Source organism: Staphylococcus croceilyticus (genome assembly GCF_002902575.1).
Taxonomy (GTDB): Bacteria; Bacillota; Bacilli; order Staphylococcales; family Staphylococcaceae; genus Staphylococcus; species Staphylococcus croceilyticus.
Map to the genome: position 1 here is coordinate 1 of NZ_PPRD01000049.1, position 13,695 is coordinate 13,695.

At 32.1% G+C, this 13,695-nt stretch carries 13 protein-coding genes; 3 read left to right on the forward strand and 10 right to left on the reverse strand.

The features are described 5' to 3' along the window. Positions 1-178 precede the first annotated feature (178 nt). The 5 genes from CD128_RS07075 to CD128_RS07095 all read right to left on the reverse strand — a co-directional run bounded on the left by CD128_RS07075 (position 179) and on the right by CD128_RS07095 (position 4,889). The gene (locus tag CD128_RS07075; protein ID WP_197730769.1) at positions 179-1,198 is read right to left on the reverse strand and encodes a CAP domain-containing protein; all 1,020 of its coding nucleotides are present in this window, start codon (positions 1,196-1,198) and stop codon (positions 179-181) included. 24 nt (positions 1,199-1,222) lie between these two features. Then, positions 1,223-2,206, reverse strand: coding sequence for a GMP reductase (guaC, locus tag CD128_RS07080; protein ID WP_103329322.1), 984 nt, complete (start codon positions 2,204-2,206; stop codon positions 1,223-1,225). A 156-nt stretch (positions 2,207-2,362) separates the two neighbouring features. Further along, positions 2,363-2,632, reverse strand: coding sequence for a 30S ribosomal protein S14 (gene rpsN / locus CD128_RS07085; RefSeq protein WP_011275862.1), 270 nt, complete (start codon positions 2,630-2,632; stop codon positions 2,363-2,365). Between the two features lie 504 nt (positions 2,633-3,136). Further along, a complete protein-coding gene (gene rpmG / locus CD128_RS07090; protein WP_103329323.1) occupies positions 3,137-3,286 on the reverse strand; it encodes a 50S ribosomal protein L33 in 150 nt (49 codons plus the stop codon). Between the two features lie 88 nt (positions 3,287-3,374). Continuing rightward, positions 3,375-4,889: a catalase gene (locus tag CD128_RS07095; protein WP_103329324.1), complete on the reverse strand. Its 1,515-nt coding sequence runs from the start codon at positions 4,887-4,889 to the stop codon at positions 3,375-3,377. Positions 4,890-5,100: 211 nt separating this feature from the next. On the opposite strand from CD128_RS07095, the gene CD128_RS07100 reads away from it, so the two are divergent. Beyond that, positions 5,101-6,552 carry an amino acid permease gene (locus CD128_RS07100; RefSeq protein ID WP_103329325.1) on the forward strand — a complete coding sequence of 484 codons (1,452 nt, stop codon included), beginning with the start codon at positions 5,101-5,103 and terminating at the stop codon, positions 6,550-6,552. A 178-nt stretch (positions 6,553-6,730) separates the two neighbouring features. Further along, on the forward strand, positions 6,731-7,045 hold the full coding sequence (locus CD128_RS07105) for a hypothetical protein (protein ID WP_103329326.1): 315 nt from the start codon (positions 6,731-6,733) through the stop codon (positions 7,043-7,045). A gap of 100 nt (positions 7,046-7,145) precedes the next feature. Here CD128_RS07105 and CD128_RS07110 read toward each other — a convergent pair whose 3' ends face one another. Genes CD128_RS07110 through CD128_RS07125 form a run of 4 tightly spaced genes read right to left on the reverse strand, consistent with a single transcriptional unit; the run spans position 7,146 to position 11,263 of the window. Next, positions 7,146-7,949, reverse strand: coding sequence for a Cof-type HAD-IIB family hydrolase (locus CD128_RS07110; RefSeq protein WP_103329327.1), 804 nt, complete (start codon positions 7,947-7,949; stop codon positions 7,146-7,148). A 51-nt stretch (positions 7,950-8,000) separates the two neighbouring features. Next, a complete protein-coding gene (gene thrB / locus CD128_RS07115; protein ID WP_103329328.1) occupies positions 8,001-8,918 on the reverse strand; it encodes a homoserine kinase in 918 nt (305 codons plus the stop codon). Then, entirely contained in the window at positions 8,919-9,980 is a 1,062-nt protein-coding gene (thrC, locus tag CD128_RS07120; RefSeq protein ID WP_103329329.1) for a threonine synthase, read from the reverse strand. Between the two features lie 5 nt (positions 9,981-9,985). Further along, a complete protein-coding gene (locus CD128_RS07125; protein WP_103329330.1) occupies positions 9,986-11,263 on the reverse strand; it encodes a homoserine dehydrogenase in 1,278 nt (425 codons plus the stop codon). Positions 11,264-11,462: 199 nt separating this feature from the next. On the opposite strand from CD128_RS07125, the gene CD128_RS07130 reads away from it, so the two are divergent. Next, entirely contained in the window at positions 11,463-12,845 is a 1,383-nt protein-coding gene (locus CD128_RS07130) for an aspartate kinase (RefSeq protein WP_103329331.1), read from the forward strand. Positions 12,846-12,933: 88 nt separating this feature from the next. Here CD128_RS07130 and CD128_RS07135 read toward each other — a convergent pair whose 3' ends face one another. Further along, positions 12,934-13,515: a hypothetical protein gene (locus CD128_RS07135; protein WP_103329332.1), complete on the reverse strand. Its 582-nt coding sequence runs from the start codon at positions 13,513-13,515 to the stop codon at positions 12,934-12,936. Positions 13,516-13,695: the final 180 nt, after the last annotated feature.

Consider the following 13,695-nt stretch of genomic DNA (forward strand, 5'->3'; position numbering starts at 1 on the left):
TAATAAAGAACTAGAGCTAGCCTTTTTTGGCTAGCTCTAGTTCTTTTTTTCAACTGTGTCTTTTTTGTTTAAAATATCTTTTACTTTATCTAGAATGTCTTTTTTATCTTTTGTTTTAGTAGTCATTTTATCAACTTCCTTATCAATGAAAAGATACCCCAAACTTTCAATATTTAAACTATTCTCCAATATAATTTTCAGTCCAATATGGCTGACGATTATTATTAAAATCTACGCCGACACCTAACGTAGTAAAATCGGCATTTAAAATATTCTTACGATGACCTAAAGAATTCATTAACCCTTCATGAGCATAGATACTACTCTTTTGTCCATAAGCAAGATTTTCTCCAGCTGAATCAAATGTAATGCCATCTTTATGCATACGGTCAAATGGCGAATTTCCTTTTAAATCTGTATGATCAAAGTAATTATTTTTCACCATATCATCACTATGTTTTCTAGCTGTATGGGATAGATTAGCTGAATAACTTAAGGTATTTAAACCATGTTGTTTACGTTCAGCATTTACTAAATCAAAATCTTGATATTCATAGCTTTTTTCTAAAGCAGACGAAGGTGCTCCATATTGTTGAGACAGTTGATTTTCCATTGCTTCACTGACTAATAATAAAGCAGTTACACCATTGTTGTTATGTTTATCATAAAAAACTGTGGAATACACGTGATCTTTATGAAAAACATCATATTCGTCATCTTTAACTTCGAAACGATATCTTCCTTTAACCACTTCATTTACAGGTTCACCTAAACGTTTTTCAACAACATCTTTAGGTGTATTATATTTTATTTTAGATTTAGACGTAATAATATTTTGATTACTATATAGCGCATTGACCTTATTATTTAAATAGCTCACCATAATAAAATTATTATAATTGCCATCATAATAAGTAGACCATTTTAATCCATATTCATTCGTAGTCACTCTTTTAGGTTGGCCTAATTGTTTTTCAACTTCACTTTTAGACATATTCAATTGTATATTATTAATTGCAAATTCCTGGTCTTTCGGAACTTTTAACTTATTATTTTTAAGACTAGCGTCCCCATTCATCCAATTATTGACTTTTGCTTTAACATCATTTTGTAAATGAATGAGTGGTTGGCTTTCGTTAAGTGGCACTAAGAGAATAAAGAACAACAATAATAATGAAAATAATAGAAATTTTTTAATAAGCTACACCTGCCACTTTAATTACTAACCTCTGTCGCTATCCCCATTGAAAATTGAATTTCTAACAATTACATAATCTACTGTTGTTAATGATTTTAAATCTTTACCTCCAGCATATGAAATTGAACTTTGAAGGTCTTGTTGCATTTCTGTTAATGTATCTTTTAATGAACCTTTATGTTCTACAAACATTTTTTTACCTTCAACATTTTTGTGTTCACCTTTTTGGAATTCAGAAGCACTACCAAAATATTCTTTATAACGTTTACCTTCTAATTCAACAGTTTCACCTGGAGATTCTTCGTGTGCTGCAAATAATGAACCAATCATTACCATGCTTGCGCCGAATCTAATAGATTTAGCGATATCGCCGTGTGTTCTAATACCACCATCGGCAATAATAGGTTTACGAGCAGCTTTGCTACAAATATTTAATGCAGCTAATTGCCAACCGCCTGTACCGAATCCTGTTTTAATTTTAGTAATACAAACTCTTCCTGGTCCAATACCTACTTTTGTAGCATCTGCGCCAGCATTTTCTAACTCTCTTACGCCTTCAGGAGTTCCAACGTTACCTGCAATAACAAATGATTCAGGTAAATGTTTTTTAATATGCTTAATCATATTAATAACTGAATCTGAATGGCCATGTGCAATATCGATAGTGATATATTCTGGAACTAATCCTTTTTCTGCTAAGTCTTCAACAAATTTGAATTCATTCTTTTTAACACCAACAGAAATTGATGCAAATAAACCTTTATTTTGCATTTTTTCGATAAATGGAATTCGACCCGCTTCATCAAAACGGTGCATAATGTAGAAATAATCATTTTCTGCAAACCATTGTGCAAGCTCTTCGTTCATAACTGTTTGCATATTTGCTGGTACTACAGGTAATTTAAAAGTCTTTGGTCCAAATTGAACCGTTGTGTCACATTCTGATCTACTTTCAACAATACATTTATTTGGAATTAATTGGATATCTTCATAGTCAAAAATTTTCATTTTAATTTCATAGCCCCTATATAAGTTTGTTTAACATTGAAAATCCGAACAATTTACAAAACATTTACATAAATCATTCATCATTTTCACCCTTATATACTTTACAACCTTTTATATATATTGTAAATGGACTAAAGTAGTACTTTTTAAAAAAGATTACCAACTTGATTTTTTTACACCTGGAATTTGGCCTTTATGTGCATGTTCTCTAAACGCAATACGAGACATTTCAAATTTTCTTAAAACGCCTCTAGGTCTTCCTGTTACCTTACATCTTCTAGTTAAACGCGTTGGTGAAGAGTCTCTTGGTAATTTTCTTAAAGCTTCGTAATCACCCTTAGCTTTTAATTCTTTTCTTAATTCATAATATTGATTAACTAATTTTTCTCGTTTCATTTCTTTTGCGATTTTTGATTTTTTAGCCATAAATTGATATCTCCTTCTATAAATCGTAATAATTACGTTTTATATATTAACACATCTTCTTTTATTTGCAAGTGGGAGTGGGACAGAATTCTTTTTAAATTCGTCGTTCACTCCCAGCTTGCTTTGTTTGTAGACTTTCCTTTTCGAAAGTCCCTGTGCTGGGGCCCCAATCCCCAGCTTGCTTTGCTTGTAGAATTTCTTATCGAAAGTTCCTGTACTGGGGCCCCGATCCCCAGCTTGCTTTGCTTGTAGAATTTCTTAGTGAAATTCTCTGTGCTGGGGCCCCACTAGAACTGAGAAAAGCTTGATATAAGCACCTTCTCAGTTCAGGCAGCTACTGCGAATTTGCAAAATAGCACCATTATATTATTTATGTCCCAGCCTCTAATAAGATTTTTGATATATTAAGATAAAAAAAAAAACTGCTGACAAAATTCTTTAACTTTGTCAGCAGCCTTCGCTTTTGAATATTATCTTAAAATGTCGTATTTAAAAGATAAGTGATTATTTAGTTTCACGATGTAGCGTGTGTTTGTTTAATCTTGGGCAATATTTCATCATTTCAATACGCTCAGGATTATTACGTTTGTTTTTAGTCGTAATATAGTTACGATCGTCACATTCAGTGCAAGCTAATGTTACATTAACGCGCATAATTAACATCCTTTCTTATACAACTAGGAATTCTTACGATTTAAAATTTTACCATAAGATACACTTATGCGCAATTAATATTTTTTATCTATTTAAAGTTTTCGTATGTTTCATCTTCTGTAGTTTCTAAATCGATATCATTAATATCAATTTCTAATGCTTTTGCTACCCCTTTACCATATTCTGGGTCAGCTTTATAACAATGGCGAATATGTCTACGTTTTACATCTTCAGATACACCATCCATTGCATTTGCTGTATTCTTGAAGATTCTTTCTTTTGCATCATCTGTTTGTAAACGGAATAATTTACCTGGTTGTTCGAAGTAATTGTCATCATCTTGGCGTTGATTGTATTCATAACCATCGCCATCTACAGGGAATGGTGGTTTTTTATATTCTGATTGTGAATCATAAACGCCTTGATTATTTGGATAATAATGAGGGCCGCCACCTTGATTTCCATCAAGGAATCTCATTTGACCATCACGACTAAATGGACATAGATTTTCTACGCCTACACCTTTAGGTTGGTTTACTGGGATTTGCCAGTGGTTGACACCTAATCTATAACGTTGTGCATCACCATATGAAAATAGACGACCTTGTAACATTTTATCTGGTGAGAAATCTAAACCAGGAACAATATTAGTAGGCGCAAATGCAGCTTGTTCAACTTCCATGAAATAATTTTCAGGGTTGCGGTTTAACTCAAATTCCCCTACTTCAATTAAAGGATACTCATCTTTATACCAAACTTTAGTCAAATCAAATGGATTATCTGGATGATTTTTAGCTTGTTCTTCAGTCATCACTTGAATATACATCTTCCATTTAGGATAATCTCCACGTTCAATCGCATTAAATAAGTCGCGTTGAGAAGAGTCTCTGTCGCCACCTACAATTTCAGCCGCTTCTTCGTCTGTATAATTTTCAATACCTTGTTGTGTTCTAAAATGATATTTAACCCACACACGTTCACCTTTGTCATTGTACATTGAATATGTATGTGAACCAAAGCCATGCATATTACGGAAACCTTTAGGCATACCACGGTCAGACATTAAAATAGTAACTTGGTGCAATGATTCTGGAACACCTGTCCAAAAATCCCAGTTATTTTGAGGACTTCTCATATTAGTACGTGGGTCACGTTTAACAGCACGGTTTAAACTAATGAATAATTTTGGGTCTCTGAAAAAGAATACAGGTGTGTTGTTTCCAACTAAATCCCAGTTACCATCTTCTGTATAGAATTTTAAAGCAAAACCACGAATATCTCTTTCTAAGTCAGCTGCGCCACGTTCACCTGAAACTGTTGAAAAACGTGCAAACATTTCAGTTTGTTTGCCAACTTCTGAGAATATCTTCGCACTTGTATATTGTGTAATATCATTAGTTACTGTAAATGTGCCAAAAGCACCTGAACCTTTCGCATGCATACGACGTTCAGGAATAACTTCACGATCAAAGTGTGACATTTGTTCTAAATAATATATATCTTGCATTAATAACGGACCACGCGGACCTGCTGTCATGCTATTTTCTCTATCTGAAACAGGATGTCCGAATAAACCAGTCAATTTTTTATTTTCTTTAGACATTATAAATCTCCTCTCATTACTTTGTAATAATTATAATCTAGTAACTACTATAATTAAACCCATTTTCCTTATGAATAAAACACTGTTCACTATTTCTATAAAAATCAGAAAATTAAAAATTTTTAGAATGAATTGTTCAAAAGTTATTGAATACTTAAGCTAAAAGCATTAAAATGATGTGTATATTTAATTTTTGTATAGGAGACAACTTATGGAAGATAACAATATGAAACGTGGTCTTAGTTCAAGACACATATCCATGATTGCAATTGGCGGGGCAATCGGTACAGGTCTCTTTGTAGCTACTGGTAATGTTGTAGCTCAAGCTGGTCCTGGAGGCGCTATTTTAGCTTATTTATTAATCGGCGTCATGCTTTATTTTTTAATGTCATCAATTGGAGAACTTGCTACTTTTTATCCTGTATCAGGTTCCTTTAGTTCATATGCTACCCGCTTCGTAGACCCTTCTCTAGGTTTCACGATGGGCTGGCTATATTATATAATGTGGTCTTTAGTTTCAAGCGTAGACGTCATGGTCGCATCAAATGTTTTATTTTATTGGGATGTTTTTAAATTCTTTAGTCCGCTCACTTGGAGTTTAATTTTCATTACTATAATATTCCTGTTAAACATTTTTACGGTTAAAGCATTCGGTGAAACTGAGTTTTGGCTTTCATTAATCAAAGTTATTACAATTATAGTATTTATCATTGTTGGTTTCTTAATGATTGTCGGTATTCTAGGTGGCCACACTTATGGCTTTGAAAATTATACTAAAGGGCAAGCACCGTTTGTTGGAGGCTTTTCAGGCTTTTTAGGCGTATTACTTGTGGCTGGTTTCTCAGTGGGCGGTACAGAAGTTGTCGCTGTAACGGCTGGGGAATCAGATAATCCTGAAAAAACAATGCCTAAAGCGGTTAAACAAGTATTTTGGAGAATTTTATTATTTTACGTGTTATCTATCGCTGTTATAGCAGCTATCATTCCTTATACAGATCCACTTTTATTAAATGAACATGAATCTGTATCTCAAAGTCCATTTACAATTGTATTTGATAGAATTGGTATTGCTTTCGCTGCTTCAGTTATTAATGCAGTTATTTTAACTTCATTATTATCAGCGACAAATTCTGGAATGTATACTACAAGTAGAATGCTATTCTCTTTAAGTGATGAAAAACAAGCACCTAAATTTTTAAGTAAATTAAATAAAAACACTAAACTTCCTTTACGTGCATTAGTTACGACATACATTTTAATTGTAGCAATCATTATTATTGCTAACTTCTATTCTAATGCAGTATTCAGTTTATTAAATATTATTGGATCATTGGTAATCATCGTATGGGCAGCGAGCTCATGGGCCCAAGTTCGTTTACGTAGAGCGATAAAACGTCAAGGTAAAGATATTAATACATTACTACCTTATAAATCACCTTTATACCCTCTAGGTCCAATCTTAGTATTTGCAACACTTATTTTCCTATATTTTGGTAATTCAATTGGGGATTTATTCAATGGTAATATAGGTAAGTTCATCGTTAATATTTTGCCTTTAATTGTTTTAGCATTAATTTTCTTAGTGCATAAAGTAATTAGAAAAACAAAATATGTTAAATTAGATGAAATGGATATTACACCTCATCATTATCATAATAATTAATATTTAGAATTTAAAATTTTATATTAATATAAGCGAACAGTTGAGAGAATATCGGATATGAAAATACATATCCCTTTCTCTCAACTGTTCGTTTTTATAGAAACGTATAATGCGTATTTTCACAGTCTAATTTATTCTGTATAATTAATCTAAAGATATCGATTTAGAGGTGAGAAAGATGGTTGGTCAAACAAATTTATTTGACGATGTCATTAAAAGTGAAGAGCGTTTTGTAATCATAGTCCAATCTCTCGAAGAGAAAAATGGTCAACTACTTAAACGTACTTTACGAGAGTACCCAAGTCTTAAACACGACCAAATGGAGAATTTATTTATTCATTTAAAAGATGTGTTTAGTAACGAACCATTTAACGATAATCAATCAGCATACACTATTACTGTTTATACCAATTTAGATTATGCAGCGGACCAAGTTTACGCTTATGTCAAACGCTATCGTGGTAAACATGATTGGACCCATACCGCTAAATAGTTTTAAAAAAGTAAAAAAGCATGAGTACTTTTTTAACGTTTTACTAAAGTGAATTTTAGTAAATATAACGTAAATGAAAGTTACTCATGCTTTTTATTGTTTATAAAATTTCTTTTAAAGCGGCTGGTATACCATTAGAATCGTTATCTAATGTTACTTTATCCGCAACTTCTTTTAATTCTTCAGTAGCATTTCCCATAGCTACAGAATAACCTGCTACTTCAAACATAGACTGGTCATTTAAACTATCGCCAAAGCATACTACTTCTTTTAAAGGAATATCTAACTTTTCACATAACGCTTTAATGGCATTACCTTTAGACACGCCTTTAGCCATAAATTCTAAGAAAAATGGTTTACTTGTAGTGACATCAATGTTGGAATTAAATGAACCATGTAAAGCATCTCTTACATTTGTAATATTCTCTACATAATCTACACCCATTACCTTAGGTACATCTTCATGGATATACTCTTTGATATCGTCCACTCTTTTCATCGGTAAACCCGTAAGTTGAGATTCAATGTCTCTATATTCGTGATCACCATCATGAATGATATGACCATCTTGATAAGTTAGCACTAAAAAGTTCTTTTCTCTACAGAAGTCTGCAATTTCGTCAAAGTCCTCTTTTGAGACGCTTTTACTGACTTCAACTTCCTCAGTGGCTACTTTGATTGTTTTTCCACCATTATAACTAATGATATAACTATCATATTTATCTAAATGTAACTCTTTAGCTACTGGCAACATGCCCTCAGTTGGTCGCCCAGAAGCAAGAATAACTTTGTAGCCTTGATTTTGAAGCTCTATCAAATATTCTTTTGTTTCAGGACTTACTTTATTATCACTATTAATTAAAGTGTCGTCCATATCCATTACTATCACTTTGAAATTACTCATATCTTTATGGTGCTCCTTTCAAAAATCACTTGCTATCATTTTACAATAAATTTAAGAAGGATACACAATTTCTTCAACTACACCTACTTGATTAATTGTAGCTAATTCAGAATGACAATGTGTAATTTGATGTCTTAACGCCCTTACTAGCTCGCCACTTTTTTCTTTACGACTTAACGTTAAGATAGTAGGACCTGCACCACTAATCACTGTAGCATAGGCATCATATTTGTTAGCTAATGCTTTTACCTTTTCAAATTCTGGAATTAAATGTTGACGATATGGCTCATGAAAACCATCTTGTGTCATCATTTTCCCAGCAAGTTCATAATTATGTTGGATTAAAGCACAAATCATAGTATTACTAACCGCACTATTTTGAATTGCCTTCTTATGTGAAAAATTATCCGGCAAAACATTTCGAGAATCTTCAGTTTTTAACTCATATGGAGGAATAGTTAAAATAACATCCACATCAGGTACATCAATATGCGCTACATTTGTTTCTTTAGTATCTGGATTATAATATCCTGCTAATAGTCCTCCATATATTGTTGGCGCTACGTTATCAGGATGTCCCTCAAATTCGGTTGCTAATTGTAGTAGTTCATATTTAGAAAGTTGTATATTACCAAAATAATTAGCTATATATAAAGCTCCAACTAATGCTGATGCTGAAGATCCTAACCCTCTTGCTAATGGAATATCACTTCTCATTTCAACCTTTAATGTTGGTAACTCGATATTATATTTAGTAGCGACTTGTTGGGCGACTTGATATATATAATTGTCCTTATTATTAGGAAGACTATTTAGTTCTGGACTTAAATACTCAAATTCCCACTCGTCCCCTTCAATTCTATGAACATATAAATTCAAATATTTGTCGATAGCCATTCCAATCGAATCAAATCCTACTCCCAAATTAGCAGTTGATGCTGGAATTTTAAGGTGCAAATATTTATTCATTTATAATGCTCCTTTGATGTAATCAATGATACTTGCTTTATCATTCGGAAGCGGTTGAATAGGATTATCTAAAATAGAAATAGCTGTGTCAGGGTCTTTTAAACCATTACCAGTTAAAATAGCTACAACTTTTTTACCTTTTGGTAACTTACCTGCACGATGTAATTTAATAAGACCAGCAATAGAAGCATTACTTGCAGGTTCACTAAATACGCCTTCTTTTGAAGTCATTAATTGGTAAGCTTCTAAAATTTCTTCATCTGTTACGCTATCAATTAAACCGTTTGATTCTTCTAAGGCTTTTGTTGCTTTACTCCAGCTAGCAGGATTACCGATACGAATAGCTGTTGCAATTGTTTCAGGATTTTTAATTACTTTATTTTGCACAATTGGAGATGCACCTTCTGCTTGGAAACCAAATAATTGTGGTAATTGACTACCTTTTTTCTCATGATATTCTTTAAATCCTTTCCAATATGCAGTAATATTTCCAGCATTTCCTACTGGGATTGCTAAAACATCTGGTGCTTGTTCTAATTGTTCAACAATTTCAAATGCACCTGTTTTTTGACCTTCGATACGATATGGGTTTACTGAATTAACTAATTCAATTTCATCATCATTTGCCGCTATTTCTTTAACGATTTCTAGAGCTTCATCGAAATTACCTTCAATAGAAACGATTTCAGCACCATACATTACAGCTTGAGATAACTTTCCTAATGCTATTTTACCTTCAGGAATAACTACTATTGCTTTTAAACCTGCTCTAGCGGCATATGCTGCTGCAGAAGCTGATGTATTACCAGTTGAAGCACAAATAACTACTTTTTTACCTTGTTCTTTTGCTTTAGTGACAGCCATTACCATACCACGGTCTTTAAAAGAACCTGTGGGATTAGCACCCTCAAATTTCACATATAAGTCAATATTTAACATTGCTGATAAATTTTCACAATGGATAAGTGGTGTATGACCTTCATTAAGTGTTAAATGAGGTGTGTCTTCATTCACAGGTAAATATTCTTTAAATTCTTCTACTAATCCTTGCCATCTTTTCATAATTATTAAACTCCTTCAACTGGATAAATTTTTTCAACATTCAATCCTGCTTTACTTAGTTCTTCTTCTGGAGATGCGTCTAATCCAATAATAACTACACCATAAGATGTTTCATCTCTTGTGTCTATTTGGAGTGATTTATGGAAAGGTAATATTGCTTTTAGTTCATCTTCAAATTTTTCAATTGATTTGTCACTATGAATAACAACATAATAATTTAGCTTTTCCTTAATAGAAACTGATTCATCATTATCCATTAATTCACGTGTTTCATCCGTCTTCAATTCAAAGTGTGGAGGAAGCGTATGTAGGTTAGATTCGAAGAATAATGCTACATTTAATAAGTCACTGACTACCGCACTACCTGTAGCTAAACTACCTGCGCCCTTACCGTAGAACATCGTATCTCCTACAGCATCACCAATAACATAAATAGCATTATACTCATTTTCTACTGCAGCTAATTGGTGAGATTTATGTATTAACGTTGGTTCTACAGATGCTGAAACTTTACTGTTATAATATGTTCCTTTACCAATCAATTTAATCTTATAGCCTAGTTTATCTGCTACATTGATATCACTTAATGTAGTGTTACTAATCCCTCTAACTTTTACATCATTTAATTTAATAACTTGGTTAAATGATAAATAAGAAGTAATTACAACTTTACGTGCTGCATCAATACCTTCAACATCGTCAGTAGGATCCGCTTCTGCATACCCTAATCGTTTTGCTTCATCTAGTGCTTCTTCAAAAGATGATTGTTCACGCGTCATTTTAGAAAGAATAAAATTAGAAGTACCATTTAAAATTCCCATAAATTTAGAAATATTATTGGCATTTAATCCATTATTAATTGCGTTAACGATTGGAATACCGCCTGCGACACTTGCTTCAAACTTTAATGCTACCCCTTGTTTTTCAGCTAAGTCTTCCAAAAGTTTTAAATGTACGGCTAGCAAATCTTTATTCGCTGTAATAACATGCTTACCGCGTTTAAGCGAATCTCTAAGCCAATCAACTGTAGGTTCAATTCCTCCCATTACTTCAATAACGATATCAATCGAATCATCATTTAAGATTTCATCTACATCTTCAGTTAAATGATATTGACTAATATTGATAGGTCTTTTTTTAGACTTATTACGAACTAAAATATGCTTAATAACAATATCTTTATTGAGCGTATCTTTAATTTGTTGTCTATTCTCTTCTATGATTTTTACTACACCTGACCCAACTGTTCCTAGACCAAGTAAAGCAACGTTCAATTCTTTCATATAAATATCTTCCCCCATTTGTATTACTGAGAAATACAATTGTTTTCTTGAAATATACTTTATTATAGTATACTATTAAATCATATTAAATCGATAGGACTTTTTTAGCGTAAAAAGTGAATATATAGATATATATTACCATGCGGTATCAGAAAATTAAATAGAATTTTCTGATTTTTTAGAAAGGTTGATACAATTTATGAAAGTAGCTAAATTCGGCGGTAGTTCTGTTTCAAATGCAACTCAAATTAAAAAAGTCCTTAAAATCGTAAACGACGATGACGAACGTAAAATCATTATTGTTTCTGCTCCTGGTAAAAGACACAAAGATGATATAAAAACAACTGATCTTTTAATACGTTTATATGAAAAGGTACTCAATGGTTTAGATTATCAAGATAAGAAAAAGGAAATTATCCAGCGCTATGCAGATATTTTAGAAGAATTAGAAATGGATATGATATTACTAACTACAATTGATGAAACACTTGAACACATTATTAAAACATTAAAAGATGAACCTCCACGTTTATATGATGCTTTATTATCATGCGGTGAGAATTTTAATGCACAACTTATCGCAAGTTATAATGATTCTCAAGGTGTTAAAACAACCTACCTTTCTCCTAAAGATGCTGGTATTTTAGTCACTGATTTCCCTCAACAAGCGCAAATTTTAGAAGAAGCTTACGATCAAATTTATAAACTGAGAGACATTGAAGGGAAGATTATTATTCCTGGTTTCTTTGGAGTATCTAAGCATAATTATGTCGTGACGTTCCCTCGCGGAGGATCAGATATCACTGGTGCAATTATTGCTAGAGGAGTAAGAGCATCTCTTTATGAAAACTTCACTGACGTATCAGGTATTTTCAAAGCAAATCCAAATGTTATAACAAATCCAGAACTTATCAATGAAATTACATATAGAGAAATGCGTGAATTATCTTATGCAGGCTTTGGCGTATTCCATGATGAAGCACTACAACCTTTATATAAGCATAGAATTCCTGTAGTCATTAAAAATACTAATCGTCCACAAGATAAAGGGACATTTATTAAACACGATCGTGACATAAATGATAAAGAGGTTATTATTGGTATAAGTTGTGATAAAGACTTTACAGTAATTAACGTAAAAAAATATTTGATGAATAGACAAGTTGGGTTTACTCTTAAAATATTAGAAATTCTTGAAGATTACAATATTTCTTTTGACCATATGCCATCTGGAATCGATAGTATCAGTATTATTATGCGTACACACCAAATTAAAGGAAAAGAACAAGAAGTTTTAAATGCTATACGAAGAAATTGCGAAGTTGATGAATTAAGTATCGAACATGACTTGGCTATCTTAATGGTTGTAGGCGAAGGAATGAATAAAACTGTAGGTACCGCCCATCAAATTACGCATGCATTAGCAGAATCTAATATTAACTTAAAAATGATCAACCAAGGTGCTTCAGAAATTTCAATGATGTTTGGAATTTCGGTTGAAGACGCTGATAAAGCAGTGTTATCAACTTATGAATATTGCTATCATGGTGTTTGTTTAAAAAACTTATGTGCTAAAAAGTAATAAAAAGCAACTGATATGGGAAGAAGACAACATCAATTGTCTCAACCTTATCAGTTGCTTTTTTTCTTTCTAAAATTTTCTGAGAAGCTTAGCTTTGTGTTAAAGCCTCTTTGATTCTTTGCTCTCCCACAACCATTTTTAATATAACAAATTGATAGTAACTTAACGCTTCAAGTACCCTTTTATAATTGGGCAATTGATGATAATTTTGGTTATCCATCAAATCATACATAAGCACGATTTCTGGCTTTATATAATCGACATTCCAAGTGAGCGAATGGAAATATATACTATTTTTAGGTATGCGGATATTATCATCTAATCTAAATATCCACTCTTCGTTTACAACATCATAAATAAAGATATTCAGAACTACTTTGTTATTAATTGTGACATCTATATGTGCTACTTCCGGCACATTTAATTTATCTTTATCCATCTTCTCATTATTTTTATTATAATAATTATATGTGTAAGCTGAAGGAATTACTCTTAACACTTCGACTAAATATTTTCTTTCAACACATATATCAACTTTCGAAGGTAGCTTAAAGTTATCATTTAAAAATAACTGCATAGCGACTTCCCCATGAAATTTAAAAGATTTTCGACATTTAGATTTAAGAATGTCTACTAATTTTTCTACATATTCTTGATGTTCATTCTCCATTCAACTACCTCCTAAGGAAACGCTTTCATAGTGATTATTATATCTTTCTTGTACAATATTTTCAAACTTCTGTTTATGAAAATTATGTAAATATTTGACTCATAAATTGATGATTTCGACATTTTAAATTCAATTAAAATTTAATTAACAATTAACTATTATAAAATATTTCTTTAAAAT

What these genes read in the sequence shown, in the direction of transcription:
- guaC (WP_103329322.1), bottom strand. Translation starts at nt 2,206, where the DNA reads ATGAAAATTTTTGACTATGAAGATATCCAATTAATTCCAAATAAATGT.
- rpsN (WP_011275862.1), bottom strand. Translation starts at nt 2,632, where the DNA reads ATGGCTAAAAAATCAAAAATCGCAAAAGAAATGAAACGAGAAAAATTA.
- rpmG (WP_103329323.1), bottom strand. Translation starts at nt 3,286, where the DNA reads ATGCGCGTTAATGTAACATTAGCTTGCACTGAATGTGACGATCGTAAC.
- CD128_RS07095 (WP_103329324.1), bottom strand. Translation starts at nt 4,889, where the DNA reads ATGTCTAAAGAAAATAAAAAATTGACTGGTTTATTCGGACATCCTGTT.
- CD128_RS07100 (WP_103329325.1), top strand. Translation starts at nt 5,101, where the DNA reads ATGGAAGATAACAATATGAAACGTGGTCTTAGTTCAAGACACATATCC.
- CD128_RS07105 (WP_103329326.1), top strand. Translation starts at nt 6,731, where the DNA reads ATGGTTGGTCAAACAAATTTATTTGACGATGTCATTAAAAGTGAAGAG.
- CD128_RS07110 (WP_103329327.1), bottom strand. Translation starts at nt 7,949, where the DNA reads ATGAGTAATTTCAAAGTGATAGTAATGGATATGGACGACACTTTAATT.
- thrB (WP_103329328.1), bottom strand. Translation starts at nt 8,918, where the DNA reads ATGAATAAATATTTGCACCTTAAAATTCCAGCATCAACTGCTAATTTG.
- thrC (WP_103329329.1), bottom strand. Translation starts at nt 9,980, where the DNA reads ATGAAAAGATGGCAAGGATTAGTAGAAGAATTTAAAGAATATTTACCT.
- CD128_RS07125 (WP_103329330.1), bottom strand. Translation starts at nt 11,263, where the DNA reads ATGAAAGAATTGAACGTTGCTTTACTTGGTCTAGGAACAGTTGGGTCA.
- CD128_RS07130 (WP_103329331.1), top strand. Translation starts at nt 11,463, where the DNA reads ATGAAAGTAGCTAAATTCGGCGGTAGTTCTGTTTCAAATGCAACTCAA.
- CD128_RS07135 (WP_103329332.1), bottom strand. Translation starts at nt 13,515, where the DNA reads ATGGAGAATGAACATCAAGAATATGTAGAAAAATTAGTAGACATTCTT.